This window comes from Pseudomonas fluorescens Q2-87 (genome assembly GCF_000281895.1).
Lineage (GTDB): Bacteria > Pseudomonadota > Gammaproteobacteria > Pseudomonadales > Pseudomonadaceae > Aquipseudomonas > Aquipseudomonas fluorescens_S.
Window position 1 is genome coordinate 767,280 of the sequence record NZ_CM001558.1, and the last position, 25,890, is coordinate 793,169.

24 protein-coding genes are annotated in these 25,890 nt (G+C 59.0%); 19 read left to right on the forward strand and 5 right to left on the reverse strand.

Annotated elements, in window-relative coordinates; translation table 11 throughout:
* Positions 1-117 precede the first annotated feature (117 nt).
* Positions 118-1,812: a lactate permease LctP family transporter gene (locus PFLQ2_RS24110; RefSeq protein WP_003177821.1), complete on the reverse strand. Its 1,695-nt coding sequence runs from the start codon at positions 1,810-1,812 to the stop codon at positions 118-120.
* 263 nt (positions 1,813-2,075) lie between these two features.
* Here PFLQ2_RS24110 and PFLQ2_RS24105 point away from each other — a divergent pair, with 263 nt between their 5' ends.
* Positions 2,076-2,843, forward strand: coding sequence for an FCD domain-containing protein (locus tag PFLQ2_RS24105; RefSeq protein WP_003177823.1), 768 nt, complete (start codon positions 2,076-2,078; stop codon positions 2,841-2,843).
* 144 nt (positions 2,844-2,987) lie between these two features.
* On the opposite strand, the gene smpB is transcribed toward PFLQ2_RS24105, so the two are convergent.
* Positions 2,988-3,470 carry an SsrA-binding protein SmpB gene (smpB, locus tag PFLQ2_RS24100; protein ID WP_003177825.1) on the reverse strand — a complete coding sequence of 161 codons (483 nt, stop codon included), beginning with the start codon at positions 3,468-3,470 and terminating at the stop codon, positions 2,988-2,990.
* Positions 3,471-3,588: 118 nt separating this feature from the next.
* Here smpB and PFLQ2_RS24095 point away from each other — a divergent pair, with 118 nt between their 5' ends.
* The 3 genes from PFLQ2_RS24095 to PFLQ2_RS24085 are packed head-to-tail and all read left to right on the forward strand — an operon-like array spanning position 3,589 to position 5,733.
* Positions 3,589-4,992: a sodium-dependent transporter gene (locus PFLQ2_RS24095; RefSeq protein ID WP_003177826.1), complete on the forward strand. Its 1,404-nt coding sequence runs from the start codon at positions 3,589-3,591 to the stop codon at positions 4,990-4,992.
* A gap of 7 nt (positions 4,993-4,999) precedes the next feature.
* On the forward strand, positions 5,000-5,443 hold the full coding sequence (locus tag PFLQ2_RS24090) for a type II toxin-antitoxin system RatA family toxin (RefSeq protein WP_003177828.1): 444 nt from the start codon (positions 5,000-5,002) through the stop codon (positions 5,441-5,443).
* Entirely contained in the window at positions 5,440-5,733 is a 294-nt protein-coding gene (locus PFLQ2_RS24085) for an RnfH family protein (RefSeq protein ID WP_003177830.1), read from the forward strand. Before PFLQ2_RS24090 ends, PFLQ2_RS24085 begins: the two co-directional genes overlap by 4 nt.
* Before the next feature lie 58 nt (positions 5,734-5,791).
* Here PFLQ2_RS24085 and PFLQ2_RS24080 read toward each other — a convergent pair whose 3' ends face one another.
* Positions 5,792-6,319, reverse strand: a complete 528-nt coding sequence (locus tag PFLQ2_RS24080) for an outer membrane protein assembly factor BamE (RefSeq protein WP_003177832.1) — start codon at positions 6,317-6,319, stop codon at positions 5,792-5,794.
* 97 nt (positions 6,320-6,416) lie between these two features.
* Here PFLQ2_RS24080 and fur point away from each other — a divergent pair, with 97 nt between their 5' ends.
* Positions 6,417-6,821, forward strand: a complete 405-nt coding sequence (fur, locus tag PFLQ2_RS24075) for a ferric iron uptake transcriptional regulator (protein ID WP_003177834.1) — start codon at positions 6,417-6,419, stop codon at positions 6,819-6,821.
* Between the two features lie 76 nt (positions 6,822-6,897).
* Here the strand turns inward: fur and recN are convergent, their stop codons facing one another.
* Positions 6,898-8,571 (reverse strand): DNA repair protein RecN, encoded by a 1,674-nt coding sequence (gene recN / locus PFLQ2_RS24070; protein WP_003177836.1) that lies wholly within the window; start codon positions 8,569-8,571, stop codon positions 6,898-6,900.
* 243 nt (positions 8,572-8,814) lie between these two features.
* Here recN and grpE point away from each other — a divergent pair, with 243 nt between their 5' ends.
* From grpE to PFLQ2_RS24030, 8 genes are all read left to right on the forward strand, one after another.
* The gene (grpE, locus tag PFLQ2_RS24065) at positions 8,815-9,381 is read left to right on the forward strand and encodes a nucleotide exchange factor GrpE (RefSeq protein ID WP_033045904.1); all 567 of its coding nucleotides are present in this window, start codon (positions 8,815-8,817) and stop codon (positions 9,379-9,381) included.
* A gap of 101 nt (positions 9,382-9,482) precedes the next feature.
* On the forward strand, positions 9,483-11,399 hold the full coding sequence (gene dnaK, locus PFLQ2_RS24060) for a molecular chaperone DnaK (protein ID WP_003177839.1): 1,917 nt from the start codon (positions 9,483-9,485) through the stop codon (positions 11,397-11,399).
* Between the two features lie 320 nt (positions 11,400-11,719).
* Positions 11,720-12,844 (forward strand): molecular chaperone DnaJ, encoded by a 1,125-nt coding sequence (gene dnaJ / locus PFLQ2_RS24055; protein ID WP_003177841.1) that lies wholly within the window; start codon positions 11,720-11,722, stop codon positions 12,842-12,844.
* Between the two features lie 9 nt (positions 12,845-12,853).
* Positions 12,854-13,660 carry a 4-hydroxy-tetrahydrodipicolinate reductase gene (dapB, locus tag PFLQ2_RS24050; protein ID WP_003177844.1) on the forward strand — a complete coding sequence of 269 codons (807 nt, stop codon included), beginning with the start codon at positions 12,854-12,856 and terminating at the stop codon, positions 13,658-13,660.
* Positions 13,661-13,916: 256 nt separating this feature from the next.
* Entirely contained in the window at positions 13,917-15,053 is a 1,137-nt protein-coding gene (gene carA / locus PFLQ2_RS24045) for a glutamine-hydrolyzing carbamoyl-phosphate synthase small subunit (protein ID WP_003177846.1), read from the forward strand.
* A gap of 105 nt (positions 15,054-15,158) precedes the next feature.
* Complete coding sequence (carB, locus tag PFLQ2_RS24040; protein WP_003177848.1) at positions 15,159-18,380, forward strand: carbamoyl-phosphate synthase large subunit; 3,222 nt, start codon at positions 15,159-15,161, stop codon at positions 18,378-18,380.
* A 2-nt stretch (positions 18,381-18,382) separates the two neighbouring features.
* Positions 18,383-18,859 carry a transcription elongation factor GreA gene (gene greA / locus PFLQ2_RS24035; RefSeq protein WP_033046390.1) on the forward strand — a complete coding sequence of 159 codons (477 nt, stop codon included), beginning with the start codon at positions 18,383-18,385 and terminating at the stop codon, positions 18,857-18,859.
* Positions 18,860-18,887: 28 nt separating this feature from the next.
* Positions 18,888-19,292 (forward strand): hypothetical protein, encoded by a 405-nt coding sequence (locus PFLQ2_RS24030; RefSeq protein ID WP_003177851.1) that lies wholly within the window; start codon positions 18,888-18,890, stop codon positions 19,290-19,292.
* A 9-nt stretch (positions 19,293-19,301) separates the two neighbouring features.
* Here the strand turns inward: PFLQ2_RS24030 and PFLQ2_RS24025 are convergent, their stop codons facing one another.
* Positions 19,302-19,610 (reverse strand): YhbY family RNA-binding protein, encoded by a 309-nt coding sequence (locus tag PFLQ2_RS24025; protein ID WP_003177852.1) that lies wholly within the window; start codon positions 19,608-19,610, stop codon positions 19,302-19,304.
* A gap of 105 nt (positions 19,611-19,715) precedes the next feature.
* On the opposite strand from PFLQ2_RS24025, the gene rlmE reads away from it, so the two are divergent.
* The 6 genes from rlmE (at position 19,716) to secG (ending at position 25,886) form a co-directional block, all read left to right on the forward strand.
* The gene (gene rlmE, locus PFLQ2_RS24020; protein WP_003177853.1) at positions 19,716-20,348 is read left to right on the forward strand and encodes a 23S rRNA (uridine(2552)-2'-O)-methyltransferase RlmE; all 633 of its coding nucleotides are present in this window, start codon (positions 19,716-19,718) and stop codon (positions 20,346-20,348) included.
* Positions 20,349-20,548: 200 nt separating this feature from the next.
* The gene (ftsH, locus tag PFLQ2_RS24015; RefSeq protein WP_033045905.1) at positions 20,549-22,459 is read left to right on the forward strand and encodes an ATP-dependent zinc metalloprotease FtsH; all 1,911 of its coding nucleotides are present in this window, start codon (positions 20,549-20,551) and stop codon (positions 22,457-22,459) included.
* Between the two features lie 8 nt (positions 22,460-22,467).
* Entirely contained in the window at positions 22,468-23,319 is an 852-nt protein-coding gene (gene folP, locus PFLQ2_RS24010; RefSeq protein WP_003177857.1) for a dihydropteroate synthase, read from the forward strand.
* A gap of 16 nt (positions 23,320-23,335) precedes the next feature.
* A complete protein-coding gene (gene glmM, locus PFLQ2_RS24005) occupies positions 23,336-24,673 on the forward strand; it encodes a phosphoglucosamine mutase (RefSeq protein WP_003177858.1) in 1,338 nt (445 codons plus the stop codon).
* Between the two features lie 66 nt (positions 24,674-24,739).
* Positions 24,740-25,495: a triose-phosphate isomerase gene (gene tpiA, locus PFLQ2_RS24000; protein ID WP_003177861.1), complete on the forward strand. Its 756-nt coding sequence runs from the start codon at positions 24,740-24,742 to the stop codon at positions 25,493-25,495.
* Between the two features lie 4 nt (positions 25,496-25,499).
* Positions 25,500-25,886, forward strand: coding sequence for a preprotein translocase subunit SecG (gene secG / locus PFLQ2_RS28560; RefSeq protein ID WP_003177862.1), 387 nt, complete (start codon positions 25,500-25,502; stop codon positions 25,884-25,886).
* Positions 25,887-25,890 lie beyond the last annotated feature (4 nt).

The following is a 25,890-nucleotide window of genomic DNA, read 5'->3' on the forward strand; positions in this document are numbered from 1 at the left end:
CGCTGAGGCTGCTGAAATATAGACAGGAAATCTTTCAGCAGCCTTGCAGACCCGGTTGTGAATAGCAGATGCCGAATCACGGTTCGGCATCGGTTTTTTCAGTATTACGTGTAGGACTTAATGAACCAGCATGCCGGTGAACCAATAGGCCTGGGCCAGCGTGATCAAGCCGACAATCGTTGCAAAGAATAGGCTGTGTTTGAGCGTGAAACGGAACAGATCCGATTCCTTGCCCACCAGCCCGGTCGCCGCGCAGGCCACCGCGATCGATTGTGGCGAGATCATCTTGCCGGTCACGCCGCCGCTGGTGTTGGCCGCCACCAGCAAGGTGTCGTTGACGCCGATCTGGTGCGCGGTGGTGGCTTGCAACGAGCTGAACAGCGCGTTGGAGGAAGTGTCGGAGCCGGTCAGGAATACGCCCAGCCAACCCAGGAACGGCGAGAAAAATGGAAATGCCGCGCCGGTGGCTGCCAATACCAGGGCCATGGTCGATGACATGCCCGAATAGTTGGTAACAAAGGCGAACGCCAGGACCATGCCGATGGAAAGGATCGGCCAGCGCAGTTCAAAAAGGGTCTCTTTGAAAGTGGTAATACCAGTCTTGACATTGATTTTCAGCACCAGCATGGAAATCAGCGCAGAGAAGAAAATCGCGGTGCCGGTGGCAGAAATCGGATCAAGCTTGAACACGGCCGGAATGGCGGTGGGGTTGATCACGATTGGTGCGACTTTGATCACCATCTGGTCCAGGTGTGGAATGGCAAAGTTGAACACCCAGCTGTACATCGAGCCGCCAGCGGCGAACATCGCCTTGAATGGCTTCAAGGTCCAGATCGTCACCAGCACGGTGAGAATCAGGAAGGGGGACCAGGCCTTGAGGATTTCTCCCAGGCTGTAGGGCGATGCCACGGTGCTGCGAGGCAGTCCGAAACCACCGGCGCTGGCGGTGATGGTTGCGCTGGAGGTGGCGCCGGCAATCTGTGCGCCTGCGGTGCGTTTGGGTTGCCAGACTTTCAGGAACAGCGTCAGGGAAATCAGGCTGGCCAAGGCCGAGGTGATATCCGGCAGTTCCGGGCCGATGAAGTTGGAGGTGAAGTATTGAGTAATGGCGAAGCTCAAGCCTGCCACCAGCGCAGCCGGCCAGGTTTCCCGCACGCCGCGCAGGCCGTCCATCATGAACACCAGCCAGAACGGCACGAACAGCGACAGCAAAGGCAGTTGGCGACCGGTCATGGCGCCGATCTTGAACGCATCGATCCCGGTCACTTGGCCGGCCACGATGATCGGGATGCCCAGCGCGCCGAACGCCACCGGGGCGGTGTTCGCGATCAGGCACAGGCCGGCGGCATACAAGGGGTTGAAGCCCAGGCCGACCAGCAGCGCGGCAGTAATGGCAACTGGCGCTCCGAAGCCGGCGGCGCCTTCCAGGAATGCGCCGAAGCAAAAGCCGATCAACAACACTTGGAGGCGCTGGTCATCGGTAATCGACAGTACCGAACTGCGGATTACCTCGAACTGGCCGCTCTTGACCGTCAGTTTGTAGAGGAAAACGGCGGCGACGATGATCCAGGCGATGGGCCACAGGCCATAGGCAAAACCATAGCCGGCAGCGGCAAAAGCCATGTCCGCAGGCATGCCGAACGCAAAAATCGCCACGGCAATCGCCAGGGCCAACGTGATACTACCGGCCACGTGTCCCTTGAGGCGAAACACTGCCAGGGCCAGGAAGAAAAACACGATGGGAATAACGGCCGCGAGTGCGGACAAGCCGAGGCTGCCGAGCGGGCTGTAGAGCTGTTGCCAGGTTTGCATAATGGGTGGGCCCCTAATTGTTGTTGGTCAGGCACTGGTCAGCGATATTGGGTAATTGGTAATACCAATTTACAAGCGCTGATCGCTAGGGTAAAAGCCTTGGTTGTCGTGTGTCAATTTGCCGCCCTGAAACTTTCGTCGAATAAGCGGTGCAGATAGCATCTGATCCGTTCGAGCAAACCGTTTTTGATGGGTGTGGACTGGGTCCGGATGGGCCAGAATAGAGAGCCCGGCGAGCCGTCGGGATCGTGGAGAGTCGAGTTATGGGGTTTGATCAAATTCGTCAGCGCCGTTTGTCTGACGATATTGTCGAGCGGCTTGAGGGAATGATCCTTGAGGGGACGTTGAAGTCTGGCGAACGGCTGCCGGCCGAACGAACCCTGGCCGAACAGTTCGGCGTATCACGTCCGTCGTTGCGCGAGGCGATCCAGAAGCTGGCGGCCAAGGGTTTGCTAGTCAGTCGCCAGGGCGGCGGTAATTACGTGGTGGAGTCGCTGGGCTCGACGTTCAGCGATCCGCTGCTGCAGCTGTTGGAGAGCAACCCCGAGGCGCAACGGGATCTGTTGGAGTTCCGTCACACGCTGGAGGCTTCCTGTGCTTATTACGCGGCGCAGCGGGCCACGGAAGTAGATCGCGAGCGGCTGACGGCGGCGTTCGAAGCGTTGCAGGATTGCTATTCGCGCCACGAAGAAGTGAGCCGGGCGGAGGAGGGGGCAGCGGATGCGCGGTTCCATCTGGCAATCGCCGAGGCCAGTCATAACGCGGTCTTGCTGCATACCATCCGCGGATTATTCGACCTGCTCAAGCGCAACGTGGTGACCAATATCGGCGGCATGTACAAACAGCGCAGTGAAACCCGCGACATGTTGATCAGCCAGCATCGGGAACTGTACCAGGCGATTATGGACGGCCACGCCGAGCAAGCGCGGGAAGTGTCCAGCCGGCATATTTTGTATGTACAGGAAGTGTTGGAAGAGGTGCGTCAGGAAGTGCAGCGGGTTGCGCGGGCGGAGCGGCGCAAGGGGATCTAGCCAGTTAGTGTTGTTGTGGTTGGGCGATTGCATTCGCGAGCAAGCCCGCTCCCACATGGGATTTATGTCCAATCATCATTGTGTGATCGGTAGGACCAGGTGGGAGCGGGCTTGCTCGCGAATGCGGTCTCAAGGGCGAAAGACTCAGTCTTCCTTGCCCTTGTTGCGCACCGCACGCTGCAGTTCGCGACCGGCGTCGCGTTCGCGTTCGGTATCGCGCTTGTCGTATTCCTTCTTGCCCTTGCCTAGCGCAATCTCGCACTTGATCAAGTGCTTGCTCCAGTACAACGACGTACAGACGCAGGTGTAACCCTTCTGCTGCACGGAGGCGAAGAGCTTTTCCAGCTCGCGCTTGTTGAGCAGCAGCTTGCGCGAGCGCACCGGGTCGGCAATCACGTGGGTGCTGGCGGCGGTCAGCGGCGTGATGTGACTGCCCAGCAGCCAAGCTTCGCCATCCTTGAGCAGCACATAGCTGTCGACCAGTTGCGCCTTGCCGGCACGCAGACTCTTTACTTCCCAGCCGGCCAGGACCATGCCAGCCTCGAAACGCTGTTCGATGAAGTAATCGTGTCGCGCCTTTTTATTTTGCGCGATGGTCCCTGTGGGGTGTTTCTTCTGTTTAGCCATAGGGGCGGCATTATAGGCAGTTGCGTGCGTGTCGGCTACGGTGAAGCTGCATGCTTGAGCACGTTGAGTGAATCCCGGACAATGCGGCCTCTTTTTTGAACGCTTGGGCGTGATCACGATGTCGACAGACAAGGTTTCTGTGCACGGCAGTTGGGCTAGCCGCTGGGTCTTCATATTCGCGGCGACCGGTTCGGCCGTGGGGCTGGGTAGTATCTGGAAGTTTCCGTACATGGTCGGCGTCTACGGTGGCGGCGCCTTCGTACTGATGTTCCTGGCCTGCATCGCACTCATCGGCGCGCCAGTGATGCTGGCCGAAACCCTGATCGGTCGCCGCGCCCGACAAAGCCCGGCCAATGCCCTGAAGGTCCTGGCACTGGAGGCGGGGCATTCAACCAAGTGGTCGTGGGGCGCCTTCGCCGGGATGATCACGGCGCTGCTGATCCTTTCTTTCTATAGCGTGGTCGGCGGTTGGTCGCTGGACTACATCATCGACATGGGGCGCGGGGATTTCCAGGGCGCCACGCCGGACCAGGTGGGCGCCTACTTCGGTAACGTGATCGCCGATCCTTGGCGGCTCACCCTCTGGCATACGATTTTCATGGTGCTTTCCGCCGTGGTGATTGCCCGGGGCGTCGTCGCCGGGCTTGAACGCAGCTTGCGGATCATGATGCCGTTGCTGTTCGTGATGATCCTGGTGCTGCTGGGATATAGCATGACCACCGGGCATTTCATGGAGGGCGTGCATTTCATGTTCGATTTCCAGCCGGAAAAAGTCCTGGACGGCCTGTTGCCGGCGATGGGGCATGCGTTTTTCTCACTGAGCGTTGGGGTCGGCTCGATCATGATCTATGGCGCCTACATGCCCAAGAACGCGTCCCTCACGCGGACCGTGGTCGGTGTCGCGCTGCTGGATACGTTCGTGTCGCTGCTGGCGGGCGTGGCATTATTTCCGATTGTGTTTGCCGCCGGCCTGAACCCCAGCGAAGGGCCCGGGTTGATGTTTGTCAGCCTGCCTTTTGCCTTTGGCAGCATGGCGTTCGGTCAAGTGATGGGCGTTGTGTTTTTCGTCCTGGTGGCCATCGCGGCCTGGAGTTCGGCCATCTCCCTGCTGGAGCCCATGGTGGCTTATCTGGTTGAGCGGACCCGGCTCAGCCGCGCCTGGGTGACGTTCTGGCTGGCCTTTACCTGCTGGTTTGTGGGGCTAGGCACGGTGTTTTCCTTCAATATATGGAAGCAGGCGAAGTTTTTCGTGAACGAAGACGGCCTGTTCCGTCTCTACCAGTGGGGCGCAACCGGAGGTCTGGATTTCTTCGGCGTGATTGATTTCTTCACATCACGGATCATGCTGCCATTAGGAGGTATGTGTTTCGTGGTGTTTGCGGGGTGGATCATGGGGCGTGAGGCGGTGCGTGATGAATTGTCGCTGCGTAGCCCGGTATTGTTCGCCTTGAGCCTGTTCTTGATGCGCTATGTGGCGCCCATCGGCATTCTCGTAGTGTTTGCCGCCCAGCTGTGGAAGTGACGCTTACATGACGACACATATTCAACGCTCGGCCTTGCTGCCTTATCCGGCGCAGGCGCTATACGACCTGGTCAACGATGTGGCGAGTTATCCGCAATTCTTGCCTTGGTGTTCCTCCGCCGAAGTGCTGGAAAGCTCTGATACCCATATGCGCGCCAGCCTCAATATTGCCAAGGGAGGGTTGAGCCAGCGCTTCGTCACGCGTAATACCCTGGTGCCGGGGCAGTCCATCGAAATGAATCTGGAAGAGGGGCCTTTCAATCAGCTCCACGGCGTCTGGGTATTCAAGCCGCTGGGTGAGAAAGCCTGCAAGATCAGCCTGGATCTGTCGTTCGATTATGCCGGCCCACTGGTGCGAGCCACGTTGGGGCCGCTGTTCAATCAGGCGGCCAATACTCTGGTCGACGCCTTTTGCCAGCGCGCCAAGCAGAATGCCGAGCTCAAGCGTTGATTGAAATCGAAGTGGTATACGCCAGCGTTGAGCGCCAGGTCTTGCGTGCGTTTGCAGTGCAGGAAGGTACGACTGTTCGCGCAGCGCTGCTGGCTTCGGGGATTGCGGAAGCGTTCCCGGAGCTGGATCTGGCGACATGCCCGGTCGGGATTTTTGGCAAAGTGGTAGCCGATCCGGATCGTCAGGTCGTGCAGGCAGCTGATCGGTTGGAAATCTATCGGCCATTGCTGGCTGATCCGAAAGAAATTCGTCGTCTGCGCGCGGCCAAAGCGGCTCAAGCGCGCCAATAGTTGGCTTCGAATCGCAGGCAATAAAAACCCGGCATGCCGGGTTTTTTTATGTCGCGATTTATTGCGGTGACGTGTCCAGGGGTTCTGGAGTTGGGACAGGTACGGTCTCGACCTTGTCCACATCCTTCTGGATCTGGTCCAGCAACGAACCTGGCTTGGTCGGTTTTTCCGGCTTGGGCTTTTCGGCGTTCTGGGTCGGATCGGTGACAGTCGTGCCACTGTCCTTGCCCATGATGGCCTCGTCGCGGCTCACGCCAGGCATGAAATCACCCGACAGGCTGACGAGTTGGTCATTGGGGCTAAAGATAACGCTGATGCGCTCCTGTTGCCGCTCACCGCCGCCAGGCTGCAAGCTGTACAGATAATCCCAGCGATCGGCATGGAACGTGTCGGTCAGCAGAGGATTGCCCATGATAAACCGTACTTGCCGACGGGTCATTCCCGGGCGTAACTGGTCTATCATGTCCTGCGTGACGACATTGCCCTGCTGGATGTCGATTTTGTAAACCCCGGGGAATGAACAACCGGCGAGTGCGAGCAGTCCCACAAAGGTGAAACTGGTTAGCAAGAGCTTGGTGTTTTGCATCGGTGGGCGACTTCCACTATCTTGGCTGGGACAACGTAAACGCCGATCATACCCGCAATAAGAGAAGCTGCGAAGCAGCATCGCGAGAAAGCTGACCATGGTTGAAAATAGCGAACTACGCAAAGCCGGCCTCAAAGTGACCCTGCCACGGGTCAAGATTCTACAAATGCTCGATTCGGCAGAGCAGCGTCACATGAGTGCCGAAGACGTCTACAAGGCGCTTATGGAGGCTGGCGAGGACGTTGGTCTGGCCACGGTTTACCGTGTCCTGACCCAGTTCGAGGCTGCGGGTCTTGTGGCTCGTCATAATTTCGATGGCGGTCATGCGGTCTTTGAACTGGCGGACGGGGAGCATCACGACCACATGGTGGACGTGGAAAGCCGTGAGGTTATCGAGTTCTTCAGTCCCGAAATCGAGAAGCTGCAAAAGGATATTGCTCAAGAGCATGGTTTCGAGCTGATCGATCACCATCTCGTCTTGCATGTACGCAAGAAGAAGTAAGCACGCCGCGCGAGCCATAAGCTCTCAAAACGAAAGAAGGCGACCCCAGGGTCGCCTTCTTGCCATACGGCGTTCCTCAGGCTTTCGCCGCGACAACCATTTTCCTGGCATGGGCCAGGGATTCCTTGGTGAGGTCGATGCCTCCCAGCATTCTCGCCACTTCCTCCACGCGCTCGTTTTTATTGAGCTTGGACACTGCGGTACGTGTGGCATCCTCGCCGCGGACCTTGTGCACAAATAGATGCTGGTGTCCCTGGGCTGCGACCTGGGGCAGGTGGGTGACCGTCAGCACCTGGCCACGCTCCCCGAGTCGGCGCAGCAATTGGCCGACAATTTCCGCCGTTGGTCCCCCAATGCCCACGTCTACTTCATCGAATACCAGCGTCGGTACGCGCGAGGTCTGCGCCGTGATGACCTGGATGGCCAGGCTGATCCGTGACAGTTCGCCGCCGGACGCAACTTTCGCCAGTGCCTTGAGTGGTTGCCCGGGGTTGGCACTGACCAGCAATTCCACCTGCTCCAACCCATTGGGTTGAAGGTCATCGCTACTGTTGGGGCGCAGTTCGATGGTGAAGCGGCCACCTGGCATGCCCAGCCGCTGGATTTCCTGCTCCACGGCATTGGCCAGCCCTGTCGCGGCCTGCTTTCGCAGTTCGCTGAGCTGTTGGGCCTTTTCTTGATAATGACGCGCATAGGAAGCCAATTCGTCCCCCAGGCGTTCGATGGATTCATCGTTGGCGTTCAGGGTTTCCAGTTCATCCAGCAAGCGCTGCTGGAGTTCCGCCACTTCGGTTGGCTGGACGCGGTGCTTGCGCGCCAGCGTATAGATAGTGTCCAGGCGTTCTTCCAGGTATTGCAGGCGTGCCGGGTCGGCATCGAAGTGATCGAGAAAGCGGTTCAGTTCGCCCACCGCTTCTTCGACCTGGATCTGTGCGCTTGTCAGCAGGTTCGTGGCTTCGCTCAGTGCGCCCACCGAATTGTTCACGCTGGAAAGCCGGTTCAAGCTCGCCGTCAGCGCGTTGAGCACGTTCCCTGAATCGTTCTCGCTGCATTGCTCGACCACCTGGCGGCAAATGCCCAGCAGGGTTTCGGCATTGGTCAGGTTCTTGTGTTCCTGCTCCAGCTCCTCCAGTTCATTTTCACCCAGGGCCAGGTTCTCCAACTCTTCGAGCTGATAGCTCAGCAATTGATGGCGGGCGCGCTGCTCGTCGCCTGAATTGGAGAGTCGGTCCAGCTCCTGTCGTGTCTGGCGCCAGCGCTGGGCGGCCAGTTGAACCTGGCGGGCCAGGTCGGTGGCTGCGGCGTATTCATCGAGCAGGCGGCGGTGGGTATCGGTCTTGAGCAGGGATTGATGCTCGTGCTGGCTGTGGATGTCGATCAACAGTTCGCCGAGGGCCTTGAGGTCGCCCAATGGGCAAGGCGTACCGTTGATGTAGCCCCGCGAGCGGCCTTCGGCGGTGATGACCCGGCGCAGGATGCACAGGCCGTCGGTGTCCAGGTCGCGCTCGGCGAGCCAGGTGCTGGCTTCGGGAATGTCGACCAGGTCGAACGTCGCCAGGATGTCGGCCTTGTCCGCTCCGGGGCGCACCACGCCACTGTCTGCGCGATCGCCCAGCGTCAGGCCCAGGGCATCCAGCATGATGGATTTACCAGCACCGGTTTCGCCGGTAATCACGCTCATGCCCCGATCGAGCTCGAGGTCGAGATGCTCGACGATGGCGTAGTTGTGTACGGACAGGTGCACCAGCATGAGGCCGCTCCCAGATGTTAGGTCTGGTTATTTATACAGTGTTTTGTTTCCGGCTGACAATGCCTGGGCTTAGCTCGATTTGCTTGGCTGGGCGACTTTCTTAGCGCTGGAAGGAATGGCTTTGTAACTGTCTTTTGTAGGGTTAATTCGTCGGACGGCCCTTGAAGCTCGAAAACCTGGCCCCATATACCGGGGCAGAAGCGCGAGTCGAGCTCGCGGACGAAGTTGAAAGGAGAAATCTCTATGGCTGACGAACAGACGCAGGACACGCAAAATCTAGACGCCAATCAGGCTTCCCAGGATTCGGGTGAAGATCTGACGGCACGTGTACAAGTGCTCGAAGAGCAGCTGGCCGGTGCACAGGATCAGGCGTTGCGTGTAGCCGCCGACCTGCAGAATGTCCGCCGCCGCGCCGAGCAGGATGTGGAAAAAGCCCATAAGTTTGCTCTTGAGCGTTTCGCAGGCGACCTGCTGCCGATCATCGACAGTTTGGAGCGCGGCTTGGAATTGTCCAATCCGGACGACGAAAACATTCGCCCAATGCGTGAAGGCATCGAGCTGACCCTGAAAATGTTCCAGGACACGCTCAAGCGTTATCAGCTCGAAGCCATTGATCCACACGGCGAACCCTTCAATGCCGAGCACCACCAGGCCATGGCGATGCAAGAAAGCGCCGATGTCGAGCCAAACAGCGTCCTGAAGGTTTTCCAGAAGGGCTATCTGCTCAACGGCCGCCTGCTGCGCCCGGCCATGGTTGTGGTCAGCAAGGCGCCGGCACCCGTTTCGCCTTCTATTGACGAGCAGGCTTGAAATCGGTCGTAGCGACCCCATCTATATGTCAAGCGTTTAAGTGCTACCGCAGTTAGCCACCACTGCTGCGGCAACAAAATCCAAGTTCCGGGAGAGTTAACATGGGCAAGATTATCGGCATCGACCTGGGGACCACCAACTCGTGCGTCTCCGTGCTGGAAAACGGCAAGGCCAAAGTGATTGAAAACGCTGAAGGCGCGCGCACCACGCCGTCGATCATCGCGTACGCCAACGATGGCGAAATTCTGGTTGGCCAGTCGGCCAAGCGTCAGGCAGTGACCAATCCGCATAACACCCTGTACGCGGTGAAGCGTCTGATCGGTCGCAAGTTCGACGAAGAAGTCGTGCAGAAAGACATCAAGATGGTGCCTTACAAGATCGCCAAGGCTGACAACGGCGACGCTTGGGTTGAAGTGAACGGCCAGAAAATGGCTCCGCCACAGATTTCGGCCGAAATCCTGAAGAAAATGAAGAAGACCGCCGAAGATTACCTCGGCGAAGCGGTGACTGAAGCGGTCATTACGGTTCCAGCCTACTTCAACGACAGCCAGCGCCAGGCGACCAAAGACGCCGGCCGCATCGCGGGCCTGGACGTAAAACGTATCATCAACGAACCAACCGCAGCCGCTCTGGCCTACGGTATGGACAAGGCCAAGGGCGATCACACCGTGATCGTTTACGACTTGGGTGGCGGTACCTTCGACGTCTCCGTGATCGAAATCGCTGAAGTCGATGGCGAGCACCAGTTCGAAGTGTTGGCGACCAACGGCGACACGTTCCTCGGCGGTGAAGACTTCGACATCCGCCTGATCGACTACCTCGTCGACGAATTCAAGAAAGAAAGCGGCATGAACCTCAAGGGCGATCCGCTGGCCATGCAGCGCCTGAAAGAAGCCGCTGAAAAAGCCAAGATCGAACTGTCCTCGAGCCAGTCGACCGACGTGAACCTGCCGTACATCACTGCAGACGCCACCGGTCCTAAGCACTTGAACGTGAAAATCTCCCGCGCCAAGCTCGAAGCGCTGGTGGAAGACCTGGTTCAACGCACCATCGAACCTTGCCGTATCGCGATGAAGGACGCCGGTATCGACGTTGGCTCGATCAACGACGTGATCCTGGTCGGCGGCCAGACCCGTATGCCGCTGGTTCAGAAGTTGGTCACTGATTTCTTCGGTAAAGAAGCCCGTAAGGACGTGAACCCGGACGAAGCCGTTGCCATGGGTGCTGCCATCCAGGGCGCCGTCCTGGCCGGTGACGTGAAGGACGTTCTGCTGCTCGACGTCAGCCCGCTGACCCTGGGTATCGAAACCATGGGGGGCGTGATGACCGCGCTGATCGAGAAAAACACCACGATTCCTACCAAGAAATCCCAGGTGTTCTCGACTGCCGACGACAACCAGGGCGCCGTGACCATTCACGTGCTGCAAGGCGAGCGCAAGCAGGCTGCCCAGAACAAATCCCTGGGCAAGTTCGACCTGGCCGAGATTCCACCAGCCCCACGTGGTGTGCCACAGATCGAAGTGACCTTCGACATCGACGCCAACGGCATCCTGCACGTCGGCGCGAAAGACAAGGCCACTGGCAAGACCCAGTCGATTGTGATCAAGGCCAACTCCGGCCTGTCCGAGGAAGAAATTCAGCAGATGGTTCGCGATGCTGAAGTCAACGCCGAAGAAGACCGCAAGTTCGAAGAGCTGGCCAGCGCCCGCAACCAAGGCGATGCCCTGGTGCACTCGACCCGCAAGATGGTCGCCGATGCTGGCGAAAAAGTGACTGCGGAAGAGAAGACTGCCATCGAAGCCGCCGTGGTTGCCCTGGAAGCTGCCGTCAAGGGCGACGACAAGGCTGCCATCGAAGCGAAGATCGAAGAGCTGTCCAAGGTCTCCGCGCCAGTGGCTCAGAAGATGTATGCCGAGCAGGCGCAGCCCGCTGAAGGCGCAGCTGCCCAGGGCGAATCGGCCGAAAAAGCCGACGACGTCGTTGACGCTGAGTTCGAAGAAGTGAAAGACCACAAGTAACGCTTGTTGGTCGGCCGGTTGACTGCATTTGTGCGGTGGCTGGTAGGATGTCGCCGCGCGGGAGCTTGCTCCCGCGTTGGCGTGTCTGGAGCCAGAGAATTTTTACAGCATGCGACAGTGTTCGGATGCTGGCGGTGTGATCGGGAATGCTCCTGCTTTCCGGCGACAGGCACCGCGTTTTGGCCGGGGCCCTGGCTGAAAAATTAAAGACCAGGATCGTTGAATTGACGTGAGTTGGGTCCGGGCCTGTATTGGGGCTCAACGAGTTTGGCAAGGTTCAGGAGAGGTTTGCCGGACGTCCTATAAGAGTGCAAAGACTAATGGCAAAGCGTGATTTTTACGAAGTGTTGGGTGTCGAGCGGGGGGCCAGCGAGGCAGACCTGAAAAAGGCCTATCGTCGCTTGGCGATGAAGCACCACCCGGACCGTAATCCCGGCGATAAAGCGTCGGAAGAGATGTTCAAGGAGGCCAACGAGGCCTACGAAGTGCTTTCTGATTCGAGCAAGCGTGCGGCTTACGACCAGTATGGTCACGCCGGCGTCGACCCAAGCATGGGTGGCGGTGGTGCCGGTTTCGGTGGCCAGAATTTCTCCGATATTTTCGGCGACGTGTTCAGCGATTTCTTCGGTGGCGGTCGCGGCGGCGCCCGTGGCGGTGCCCAGCGTGGCAGCGACTTGCGCTATACGTTGGAGCTGAATCTGGAAGAAGCGGTGCGCGGTACCACCGTCAATATCCGTGTTCCGACGCTGGTCAACTGCAAGCCGTGCGACGGCTCGGGCGCCAAGAAAGGCTCCTCGCCTGTGACATGCCCAACCTGCGGCGGCATCGGTCAGGTGCGCATGCAGCAGGGCTTCTTCTCGGTGCAGCAGACCTGCCCGCGTTGCCATGGCCAGGGCAAGATCATTTCCGACCCGTGCGACTCCTGCCACGGCGAAGGGCGTGTCGAAGAGTACAAGACCCTGTCGGTGAAAGTGCCGGCCGGTGTCGATACCGGTGATCGTATCCGCCTGTCCGGCGAAGGCGAGGCGGGCGCTCAGGGCGGCCCGACCGGTGATCTGTACGTGGTTATCAACGTGCGTGAGCACGCGATTTTCCAGCGCGACGGCAAGCATCTGTTCTGCGAAGTGCCGATCAGTTTTGTCGACGCAGCCTTGGGTGGCGAGCTTGAGATTCCGACTCTCGATGGTCGCGTCAAGCTGAAGATCCCCGAGGGTACGCAAACCGGCAAGCAGTTCCGGATTCGTGGCAAAGGCGTTGCGCCAGTGCGCGGCGGCGGTGCGGGCGACCTGATGTGCCGCGTGGCGGTGGAGACTCCGGTGAATCTGAGCCGACGCCAGCGTGAATTGCTGGAGGAGTTCCGTAGTTCGTTGGCGGATGACAACAGTCATTCTCCGAAAACCACCGGTTGGTTCGAAGGCGTGAAGCGCTTCTTCGGCGATCTGTAAGGAGCTCACATGCGACGTATAGCTGTGATGGGCGCTGCGGGGCGCATGGGCAAGGCGTTGGTCGAGGCGGTGCAGCAGCGTTCGCCGCTCTCCGGCCTGACGGCGGCCATCGTTCGGCCCGACAGTACGCTGGTGGGCGCTGATGCCGGCGAGCTGGCCTCGCTCGGTCGTATCGGCGTGCCGATGTCCGGTGGCCTGGACAAAGTGCTCGATGAGTTTGATGTCCTGATCGATTTCACTCTGCCGGAAGTGATGCTGAAGAACCTCGCCATCTGCCGCAAGAACGGCAAGGCCATGGTGATCGGCACCACGGGACTGGACGCTGCGCAAAAGCAGTTGTTGGCCGAGGCTGGCAAAGACATTCCGATCGTGTTCGCGGCGAACTTCAGCGTGGGTGTGAACCTGTCGCTGAAGTTGCTGGACATGGCGGCCCGAGTCCTGGGCGACGATGCGGACATCGAAATCATCGAGGCACATCACCGGCACAAGATCGACGCGCCTTCGGGAACGGCCCTGCGCATGGGTGAAGTGATTGCCGATGCGCTGGGGCGCGACTTGCAAGAAGTGGCCGTCTACGGACGTCAAGGGCACACCGGTGCCCGTGAGCGCGACACCATCGGTTTTGCGACCGTGCGCGGTGGCGACGTGGTGGGCGATCACACCGTGCTGTTCGCCACTGAAGGCGAGCGACTGGAGATCACCCATAAGGCTTCCAGCCGGATGACCTTTGCCAAGGGCGCTGTACGTGCCGCGCTGTGGCTGGACGGCCGCGAGCCTGGTTTGTACGACATGCAGGACGTGCTCGACCTGCGTTAATGCTCCTTTGGAACGGGGTTCAGGTTATACTGCGCCCCGTTTTAAACCGCTTCGCGACGGCCTGTCGCATTCCCCTGCCTTTAAGGCTCATTAGCGGTGGACCAAAAAAGCCTTTTTCTGTAAGCTACAGCTTTAGTGTGTCCACTAAAAGCGCGCAGAATAATTCAGTGAAGAAGCGGGGTGACGTGTCCATACGTCACTCCGCTTTTTTACAACCTGCGATCGCCCTTTCAGGCTTTATTTACGGGAGGTCTTCTTGACTAAGCCAGCCATACTCGCCCTTGCTGATGGCAGCATTTTTCGCGGCGAAGCCATTGGAGCCGACGGTCAGACCGTTGGTGAGGTGGTGTTTAACACCGCAATGACCGGCTATCAGGAAATTCTTACCGATCCTTCCTACGCCCAACAAATCGTTACCCTGACTTATCCGCACATCGGCAACACTGGCACCACGCCGGAAGATGCTGAGTCAGATCGCGTCTGGTCCGCCGGCCTGGTCATCCGTGACCTGCCGCTGGTAGCGAGCAACTGGCGTAACACGATGTCCCTGTCCGATTACCTGAAAGCCAACAATGTCGTGGCGATCGCCGGTATCGACACCCGTCGCCTGACTCGCATCCTGCGGGAAAAAGGCGCGCAAAACGGCTGCATCATGGCCGGCGACAATATTTCCGAAGAAGCGGCCATCGCTGCAGCGCAAGGCTTCCCAGGCCTCAAGGGCATGGACCTGGCGAAAGTCGTCAGCACCAAGAAGCAGTACGAGTGGCGCTCCACGGTCTGGGATCTGAAAACCGACAGTCACGCGACCATCGAAGCTTCCGAGCTGCCGTACCACGTGGTTGCCTATGACTACGGCGTCAAGCTGAACATCCTGCGCATGCTGGTCGAGCGCGGTTGCCGCGTGACCGTGGTGCCGGCCCAAACCCCAGCCGTTGATGTCCTGGCCCTCAAGCCCGACGGCGTGTTCCTGTCCAACGGCCCGGGCGACCCGGAGCCTTGCGACTACGCGATCCAGGCGATCAAGGATGTGCTGGAAACCGAGATCCCGGTGTTCGGCATCTGCCTCGGCCACCAGTTGCTGGCCCTCGCTTCGGGCGCCAAGACCCTGAAAATGGGGCATGGTCACCACGGTGCCAACCACCCGGTGCAGGACCTTGACACAGGCGTGGTGATGATCACCAGCCAAAACCACGGTTTCGCCGTGGATGAAGCGACCTTGCCGGCCAGCGTGCGTGCGATCCACAAATCGCTGTTCGACGGCACGCTGCAAGGCATCGAGCGTACCGACAAGAGCGCGTTCAGCTTTCAGGGCCACCCTGAAGCCAGCCCGGGCCCGAACGATGTGGCGCCGCTGTTCGATCGCTTCATCAACGAGATGGCCAAGCGACGCTGACCGCGTGAAGCCTGAGGGCGGCCCCGAATTCGGCGGCCCCCTCAGGCGCTTCAAAGATTGTTCGACGGCCTAGCCGACTGACCTGCGGATTTGAGTGACAAACCCATGCCAAAACGTACAGACATAAAAAGTATCCTGATTCTCGGCGCTGGCCCGATCGTGATCGGCCAGGCCTGCGAATTCGACTACTCCGGCGCCCAGGCCTGCAAAGCCCTGCGCGAAGAGGGCTACCGCGTCATCCTGGTGAACTCCAATCCGGCCACCATCATGACCGACCCGGCCATGGCCGACGCCACCTACATCGAGCCGATCAAGTGGCAGACCGTTGCCAAGATCATCGAGAAGGAGCGTCCGGACGCGCTGCTGCCGACCATGGGTGGCCAGACCGCGCTGAACTGTGCCCTGGACCTGGAGCGCGAAGGCGTCCTGGAGAAGTTCGGTGTGGAAATGATCGGCGCCAATGCCGACACCATCGACAAGGCCGAAGACCGTTCGCGTTTCGACAAGGCGATGAAATCCATCGGCCTGGACTGCCCGCGCTCGGGCATCGCCCATAGCATGGAAGAAGCCAACGCCGTCCTGGAACGCCTCGGCTTTCCATGCATCATCCGTCCGTCCTTCACCATGGGCGGCACCGGCGGTGGCATCGCCTACAACCGTGAAGAATTCGAAGAAATCTGCGCCCGCGGTCTCGACTTGTCGCCGACCAAGGAGCTGCTGATCGACGAATCGCTGATCGGCTGGAAAGAATACGAAATGGAAGTTGTCCGCGACAAAAAGGACAACTGCATCATCGTCTGCTCCATCGAAAACTTCGACCCGATGGGCGTACACACCGGCGACTCGATCACGGTCGCACCGGCCCAGACCCTGACGGACAAGGAATACCAGATCCTGCGCAACGCCTCCCTGGCGGTACTGCGTGAGATCGGCGTGGAAACCGGCGGCTCCAACGTCCAGTTCGGCATCTGCCCGAACACTGGCCGCATGGTGGTCATCGAGATGAACCCGCGGGTATCCCGTTCGTCGGCCCTGGCATCCAAGGCCACCGGCTTCCCGATTGCCAAGGTCGCCGCCAAGCTGGCCGTGGGCTACACCCTGGACGAGCTGTCGAACGACATCACCGGCGGCAAGACCCCGGCGTCCTTCGAACCGTCCATCGACTACGTCGTTACCAAGCTGCCACGTTTCGCCTTCGAGAAATTCGCCAAGGCCGACGCACGCCTGACTACCCAGATGAAATCGGTGGGTGAAGTCATGGCTATCGGCCGGACCTTCCAGGAGTCCCTGCAGAAGGCCCTTCGCGGTCTGGAAGTGGGTGTCTGCGGCCTCGATCCGAAGCTTGACCTGAACGATCCTGAAAGCATGAGCGTGCTCAAGCGCGAGCTGACTGTGCCGGGCGCCGAGCGCATCTGGTACGTGGCTGACGCTTTCCGTGCCGGCATGACCGTCGAGCAGATATTCAGCATGAACATGATCGACCCTTGGTTCCTGGTGCAGATCGAAGATCTGATCAAGGAAGAAGAGAAGGTCAAGACCCTGGGCATGTCCAGCATCGACCACGACATGATGTTCCGCCTCAAGCGCAAGGGCTTCTCCGACATGCGCCTGGCCAAGCTGCTGGGTGTGACCGAGAAGAGCCTGCGCACTCATCGTCACAAGCTGGAAGTGTTCCCGGTCTACAAGCGCGTCGATACCTGCGCGGCCGAGTTCGCCACCGACACGGCTTACCTGTACTCCACGTACGAAGAAGAGTGCGAAGCCGCGCCATCGACTCGCGACAAGATCATGATCCTGGGCGGCGGTCCTAACCGGATCGGCCAAGGTATCGAGTTCGATTACTGCTGCGTTCACGCTGCGCTGGCGCTGCGCGACGACGGGTACGAGACCATCATGGTCAACTGCAACCCGGAAACCGTGTCCACCGACTACGATACTTCCGACCGCCTGTACTTCGAGCCGGTGACCCTGGAAGACGTGCTGGAAATCGTCCGCGTCGAGAAGCCCAAAGGCGTGATCGTCCAGTATGGCGGCCAGACCCCTCTGAAACTGGCTCGGGCCCTTGAAGCCGCCGGCGTACCGATCATCGGTACCAGTCCGGATTCGATCGACCGTGCCGAAGACCGTGAGCGCTTCCAGCAGATGGTCGAGCGCCTGAACCTGCGTCAGCCGCCAAACGCCACAGTGCGCAGCGAAGATGAAGCGATTCGTGCTGCCGCCAAGATCGGTTACCCGCTGGTGGTGCGTCCGTCTTACGTGCTGGGCGGTCGTGCGATGGAAATCGTCTACCAGGAAGACGAGCTCAAGCGTTACCTGCGCGAAGCCGTTCAAGTTTCCAACGACAGCCCGGTGCTGCTGGATCACTTCCTCAACTGCGCCATCGAAATGGACGTGGATGCGGTTTGCGACGGCAAGGACGTGGTGATCGGCGCGATCATGCAGCATATCGAACAAGCCGGTGTGCACTCCGGTGACTCCGCCTGCTCGCTGCCGCCTTATTCGTTGCCAGCGCACATCCAGGACGAGATGCGTGAGCAGGTCAAGAAAATGGCCCTGGAACTGGGCGTTATCGGCCTGATGAACGTGCAGCTGGCCTTGCAGGGCGAAGACATCTACGTCATCGAGGTCAACCCGCGCGCTTCCCGGACCGTGCCGTTCGTCTCCAAGTGCATCGGTGTTTCCCTGGCGATGATCGCGGCGCGCGTCATGGCTGGCAAAACCTTGAAAGAGCTGAATTTCACCAAGGAAATCATTCCGAATTTCTACAGTGTGAAAGAGGCAGTGTTCCCATTCGCCAAGTTCCCTGGGGTGGACCCGATCCTCGGCCCGGAAATGAAATCCACCGGCGAAGTGATGGGCGTGGGCGATACCTTCGGCGAAGCCTTTGCGAAAGCCCAGATGGGCGCCAGCGAAGTGCTGCCGACCGGCGGCACCGCGTTCATCAGCGTGCGTGATGACGACAAGCCACTGGTTGCAGGCGTGGCCCGTGATCTGATCAACTTGGGCTTCGAAGTGGTCGCTACGGCCGGGACTGCCAAGCTGATCGAAGCGGCAGGCCTGAAAGTGCGCCGCGTGAACAAGGTGACCGAGGGGCGTCCGCACGTGGTCGACATGATCAAGAATGACGAAGTCACCTTGATCATCAACACCACCGAAGGTCGTCAGTCGATCGCCGATTCCTACTCCATTCGTCGCAATGCGCTGCAGCACAAGATCTACTGCACCACGACCATTGCTGCGGGCGAAGCGATCTGCGAAGCGCTCAAGTTCGGTCCAGAGAAGACCGTCCGTCGCTTGCAGGATCTACATGCAGGATTGAAGGCATGAGCATAACCAAGTACCCGATGACTGTTCAGGGCGCAAAGGCCCTGGAAGAGGAACACGCCCACCTGACCAAGGTCGTTCGTCCGAAGCTCAGCCAGGACATCGGCACGGCCCGGGAATTGGGCGATCTGAAGGAAAACGCCGAATACCATGCTGCTCGCGAGCAGCAGGGTATGGTCGAGGCGCGTATCCGGGATATCGAGGGCCGCATGCAGAATGCGGTCGTCATCGATGTCACGACTATCCCGCACACCGGCAAGGTGATATTTGGCACTACTGTGGAAATCGCCAACGTCGAGACCGATGAAAGCGTCACTTACCAGATCGTTGGCGAGGACGAGGCAGACATCAAGCTTGGCAAGATTTCCGTCGGTTCGCCCATTGCTCGCGCCTTGATTGCCAAGGAAGAGGGTGATGTGGTGGCTGTGAAGACGCCCAGCGGTGTCATCGAGTATGAGATTGTCGAAGTCCGTCACATCTGAGCGAAGGCGCCCGCTGCGAGCCGGCGCCATGATCTGGCAGCTCACCCAGATGTTGTGGGTGGGCGGCGTCTGGTTGCTGCACATCGGTTTGCTGCCGGTATTGGGTCAAGTCGGCCTGGCACCGCTGCTTATCGACGAAATCGCGAGCATGCTGACGGCATTGCTGGTGGGGTTCTCGGCAGCGTGCGTGATGTTTCAGGCTTTGGTGCTGGTTCAGGCCGAGGGCCCAGCCAGTCTATGGCGTGACATTCGTGGGCAGTTGCTGCTCATGTCGTTGTACGCGTGCGGGATGTACTTTGTAGTACGTTTCGGTTGGCCAGATGCAAGCCAGTGGCAGGCATTCAGTTACTTGGTGCTGGGTTTTTCCGGGTTGGTGCTGGTATTGCAACCGGTTCCTGGATGGAGCGGCAGGGTGTGCAGCGCACACCCTTGACCCTTGGTATCACTTGAAGCGGTGAACGTTCGACAGTTGCTTGTTGACGCTGAAATTCTTGCGATAAATCAGCGCCATCTTGCCGATGACCTGCACGAGGTCTGCCTTGCCGGTCTTGCACAGTTCGGCAACGGCAGCCAGGCGGGCTTCGCGGTCGAGGATGTTGAGCTTGATCTTGATCAGCTCATGATCGCCCAAGGCGCGTTCCAGTTCGGCGAGAACACCTTCAGTCAAACCGTTGTCAGCCACAGTCAAAACCGGTTTCAGATGGTGGCCAATGGATTTGTATTGTTTCTTCTGCTCTTGAGTGAGCGGCATAATCTGACCCCTGCGTCTGATCTTGTAAAAAGCGGCGGCCAGTTTACCCGAGCGAGTACGGGACCGCCCACTTAATCACGACTCGTTTTATTTTTGAGGTGGCCCGTGGCCCGTTCCAAGACAAGTCTTAAATGGCTGCAAGAGCATTTCAACGACCCATTCGTGAAAATGGCGCAAAAAGACGGGTATCGTTCCCGTGCCAGCTACAAGCTGCTGGAGATTCAGGAAAGAGACCGTTTGATCCGTCCAGGCATGAGCGTGATCGACTTGGGCGCCGCCCCGGGTGGCTGGTCCCAAGTGACCAGTCGTCTGATTGGTGGGCAAGGCACACTGATCGCTTCCGATATCTTGGAAATGGACAGCATCCCGGATGTGACCTTCATTCAGGGCGACTTTACCGAGGACGCCGTACTGGCGCAGATCCTTGAAGCGGTTGGAAAAAACGAGGTGGACCTTGTGATTTCCGATATGGCCCCCAATATGAGTGGACTGGCATCTGTTGATATGCCGCGATCAATGTTCCTGTGCGAGTTGGCACTGGATCTTGCGACTCGGGTGTTGAAGCCAGGTGGTGATTTTTTGATCAAGGTCTTCCAGGGTGAAGGCTTCGACGAATACCACAAGAGCGTGCGCAAGCAGTTCGAGAAGGTCACGACACGCAAGCCGAAATCATCGCGTGATCGCTCCCGTGAGCAGTACCTGCTGGGCCGTGGTTTCCGTGGTCGCAGTGAGGAATAAGAGGTTTTTCGACCGGAGCGATAGGTTTTTCGTATTTCGTCCCGTGAGCATTAGCGAATATTGTGTAGAAAGTGTTTCACAAAGGGTTACAGACGGCGCCTGCCAGAGTCGTAGGTAATGTAGTAAGTTAGGCCGGTGAATATCATGCGAAGCGCGCGCCAGTAGCGGAGCTTGCTTCAGAGGGTAGTTAATTGAACGATATGGCAAAGAATCTGATCCTGTGGTTGATCATCGCCGCTGTCCTTGTGACCGTGATGAACAACTTCTCCAGCCCTAACGAGCCGCAGACCCTCAACTATTCCGACTTCATCCAGCAGGTCAAGGATGGCAAGGTCGAGCGCGTAGCCGTTGATGGCTATGTGATCACCGGCAAGCGCACCGATGGCGACAACTTCAAGACCATTCGTCCGGCAATCCAGGACAATGGCCTGATCGGTGACCTGGTGGACAACCACGTCGTGGTCGAAGGCAAGCAACCCGAACAGCAAAGCATCTGGACCCAGCTCCTGGTCGCCAGCTTCCCGATCCTCGTCATCATTGCCGTGTTCATGTTCTTCATGCGCCAGATGCAGGGCGGCGGCGGAGGCAAGGGCGGGCCGATGAGCTTCGGCAAGAGCAAGGCGCGGCTACTATCGGAAGATCAGGTGAAGACTACCCTGGCCGACGTCGCAGGCTGCGACGAAGCCAAGGAAGAAGTCGGCGAGCTGGTTGAATTCCTCCGTGATCCGGGCAAGTTCCAGCGCCTGGGTGGCCGCATTCCTCGTGGCGTGCTGATGGTAGGCCCACCGGGTACCGGTAAGACCCTGCTGGCCAAGGCGATTGCTGGTGAAGCCAAGGTGCCGTTCTTCACGATTTCCGGTTCCGACTTCGTGGAAATGTTCGTCGGCGTGGGTGCCAGCCGTGTTCGCGATATGTTTGAACAGGCCAAGAAGCACGCGCCGTGCATCATCTTCATTGATGAAATCGACGCCGTCGGTCGCCATCGTGGCGCCGGCATGGGCGGCGGTCACGACGAGCGCGAACAGACCCTCAACCAGTTGCTGGTCGAGATGGATGGTTTCGAAATGAATGACGGCATCATCGTGATTGCCGCCACCAACCGTCCTGACGTCCTTGACCCTGCACTGTTGCGTCCAGGTCGTTTCGACCGCCAGGTCGTCGTAGGCCTGCCGGACATTCGCGGTCGGGAGCAGATCCTCAAGGTCCACATGCGCAAGGTGCCTATGGGTGACGACGTTGCTCCGGCCGTCATCGCTCGCGGTACACCGGGCTTTTCCGGTGCCGATCTGGCGAACCTGGTCAACGAAGCGTCGCTGTTCGCCGCGCGTACTGGTAAGCGCGTCGTGGAGATGAAGGAGTTCGAGCTGGCCAAGGACAAGATCATGATGGGCGCCGAGCGCAAATCGATGGTCATGTCCGAGAAAGAAAAGCAGAACACTGCCTACCACGAAGCGGGTCACGCTATCGTCGGTCGTGTGGTGCCTGAGCATGATCCGGTCTACAAGGTATCGATCATCCCGCGCGGTCGCGCCCTGGGTGTGACCATGTTCCTGCCGGAGGAAGATCGCTACAGCCTGTCCAAGCGCGCATTGATCAGCCAGATCTGTTCGCTGTATGGCGGCCGTATCGCTGAAGAAATGACGCTGGGCTTTGACGGTGTAACCACCGGCGCGTCCAACGACATCATGCGTGCCAGCCAGATCGCCCGGAACATGGTGACCAAGTGGGGTCTGTCCGAGAAGCTGGGGCCATTGATGTATGCCGAAGAAGAGGGCGAAGTGTTCCTCGGTCGTGGTGGCGGTGGTCAGCATGCAAGTTTTTCTGGCGAGACGGCCAAGCTGATCGACTCCGAAGTGCGCAGTATCATTGACCAGTGCTACGGCACCGCCCGGCAGATTCTGACGGACAATCGTGACAAGCTGGATGCCATGGCTGATGCCTTGATGAAATATGAGACCATCGATGCCGAGCAGATCGATGACATCATGGCGGGCCGTGAGCCTCGCGAGCCTCGTGACTGGTCCGGTGGCACTGGCACTTCCGGCACGCCTCCGGCTGTACAGGGCGAGCGCCCGGAAACACCGATTGGCGGTCCGGCTGCTGACGTTTAAGGCTTGAAATGACTTCTGCTCAGTCCTCGACCCGGTTGCCTTGCGGCAACCGGGTTCTTGATTTGGCCCATACTCATGTCATGGGCATTCTCAATGTCACTCCCGACTCCTTTTCCGACGGTGGCCGATTCAGCCAGCTCGACGCTGCGCTGCGGCATGCCGAAGCGATGGTGATCGCCGGTGCCACGCTGATCGACGTGGGTGGCGAATCGACCCGGCCGGGTGCGCGTGCGGTCTCGCCCACCGAAGAGCTGGAGCGGGTTGCGCCGATTGTCGAGCGTATCCATCGCGAGCTGGATGTCATCATCTCGGTCGATACCTCTACCCCGGCAGTCATGCGCGAGACCGCGCGACTGGGGGCGGGGCTGATCAATGATGTACGTTCCCTGCAGCGCGACGGCGCGCTGGACGCCGCCGCGGCCACCGGTTTGCCGGTATGCCTGATGCATATGCTCGGCGAGCCCGGGACCATGCAGGACGATCCGCATTATCATGATGTAACTCGGGAAGTCGGCGAGTTCCTGGTGGCGCGTCTGGACGAGTGTGCGGCCGTGGGTATCCCTGCCGAGCGGATCATCCTTGATCCCGGGTTCGGCTTTGCCAAGACGCTGGGCCATAATCTGAGCCTGTTCAAACATATGGAAGCCTTGCATGCACTGGGGCGGCCCCTGTTGGTTGGGGTCTCGCGAAAGAGCATGATAGGCAATGCCTTGGGTCGTCCGGTGGGAGAGCGCCTGTACGGCGGTCTTGCACTCGCGGCCTTGGCCATTACCAAAGGCGCGCGCATATTGCGCGTGCATGATGTAGCCGAAACGATGGATGTCGTGCGGATGATCGCAGCTGTGGATTCAGCCGAATAAGAATGACGGAGCACTTATGAGCAAGAAATACTTTGGCACCGACGGTATTCGTGGTCGGGTCGGCGAATACCCTATTACACCTGATTTCATGCTCAAGCTCGGCTGGGCGGCGGGCATGGCGTTCCGCAAAATGGGCGCCTGCAAAGTGCTGGTCGGTAAGGACACACGAATTTCCGGCTACATGTTCGAATCGGCTCTTGAGGCCGGCCTGACATCGGCGGGCGCCGATGTGATGTTGCTGGGTCCGATGCCTACGCCGGCTATCGCCTACCTGACGCGTACGTTCCAGGGGCAGGCGGGTATCGTGATCAGTGCCTCGCACAACCCCCATGATGACAACGGCATCAAGTTCTTCTCCGGCCAGGGCACCAAGCTGCCGGATGACATCGAGCTGATGATTGAAGAGCTGCTGGATACGCCGATGACTGTGGTTGAGTCGAGCAAGATCGGTAAAGTGTCGCGGATCAACGATGCGTCGGGTCGCTACATTGAATTTTGCAAAGGCAGCGTGCCGACCGGCACGAGTTTCTCCGGCCTGAAGATCGTCGTCGATTGCGCCCACGGGGCCACCTATAAAGTTGCGCCGAGCGTGTTTCGGGAATTGGGGGCTGAGGTGGTGGTGCTTTCCGCCCAGCCTAACGGCCTGAACATCAACCACAATTGTGGCTCCACTCATACTGAGGCTTTGCAGGCTGCGGTATTGGCCGAGCAAGCCGATCTCGGGATCGCGTTCGATGGCGACGGCGACCGGGTTTTGATGGTCGATCACACCGGTACGGTCGTCGATGGTGACGAATTGCTCTTCATCATTGCTCGTGACCTGCATGGACGCGGCAAGTTGCAGGGTGGCGTGGTCGGTACGTTGATGAGTAATCTGGGGCTCGAGCTGGCCTTGGCGGACCTGGATATCCCGTTCGTGCGGGCCAACGTCGGTGACCGCTACGTGATTTCGGAATTGCTGGAGCGTAACTGGGTGGTCGGCGGGGAGAACTCCGGCCACATCGTGTGCTTCGACCATACCACCACAGGAGATGCGATCATCGCCGCCTTGCAGGTGTTGATGGCGCTCAAGGCGCGCGACGAAGGGCTCGCCCAGTCTCGCCAAGCGTTGCGCAAATGCCCGCAGGTACTGATCAATGTGCGTTTCGGTGGCGGTGCGAATCCGATCGAACATGCCTCGGTCAAGCAGGCCAGCGAACGTGTGACCCAGGCAATGGCGGGGCGTGGGCGCGTGTTGTTGCGCAAGTCCGGCACAGAGCCATTGGTGCGTGTCATGGTCGAAGGCGAGGATGAAGTGCAAGTTCGCGGTTATGCCGAAGAGCTGGCAAAACTTGTTACTGAAGTTTCTGCCTGAATTCGGCTTGCCAGTCATGAATCGGTTGGGTAACATCTGCGCCCACTTTGACCGACGAGGTACAGCATGCGTCGCCCTATGGTAGCTGGTAACTGGAAGATGCACGGTACCCGCGCCAGCGTCGCTGAGCTGATCAAAGGCCTTCGTCATCTGGCCTTGTCTAGCGGTGTTGATGTCGCGGTATTCCCGCCTTGCCTGTATATCAACCAAGTGGTTGATGGCTTGAAGGGCAAGTCGATTTCGGTCGGCGCGCAGAACTCTGCGGTGGAATCCATGCAAGGCGCATTGACCGGTGAGATTGCGCCGAGTCAGTTGGTGGATGCAGGTTGTTCACTGGTTTTGGTTGGGCACTCCGAGCGTCGCCTGATCATGCGTGAGCAGGATAGTGCCTGGGTTCGCAAATTTGCCGCGGCTCAGGCCTGCGGTCTGATTCCGGTGTTGTGCGTAGGGGAGACCCTCGAGCAGCGTGAAGCCGGAAAGACCCTTGAGGTTGTCGGGTCTCAGTTGGGCAGCATCATTGAAAATCTGGGTGTCGGTGCTTTTGCAAAGGCAGTCATTGCTTACGAGCCAGTCTGGGCCATTGGCACCGGGCTGACTGCTTCGCCGCAACAGGCGCAGGATGTGCACGCAGCCATTCGCGCACAGTTGGCGGCAGAGAATTCTGAAGTGGCACGAGGTGTGCGGCTTCTATACGGCGGCAGCGTGAAGGCGGCCAATGCGGTCGAACTGTTCGGCATGCCGGATATCGATGGGGGGCTCATTGGTGGAGCGTCCCTGAATGCAGATGAGTTCGGTGCGATCTGTCGCGCCGCGGGAAACTGAAAAAATGCTGGAAACAGTCGTAGTCGTTTTTCATCTGCTGGGTGCACTGGGCGTAGTTGCTCTCGTATTGCTGCAGCAGGGTAAAGGTGCGGATGCTGGCGCGTCTTTCGGTGCAGGTGCTTCAAATACTGTATTCGGAAGCCAAGGTTCCTCTACCTTTCTTAGTAAGTTTACTGCTATACTTGCCGCCGGTTTCTTCATGACCAGCTTAGGGTTAGGTTACTTTGCTAAAGAGAAAGCTCATGAGCTGACTCAAGTAGGTTTGCCAAACCCAGCGGTACTGGAAGCGCCCAAGCAACAACAACCGGCTTCTGATGATGTCCCGGTGCTTCAAGAGCAAAAGTCGGCCAACCCGGCGACTGACGTGCCTCCAGCTCAAGAGCAGAAGTAAGAAG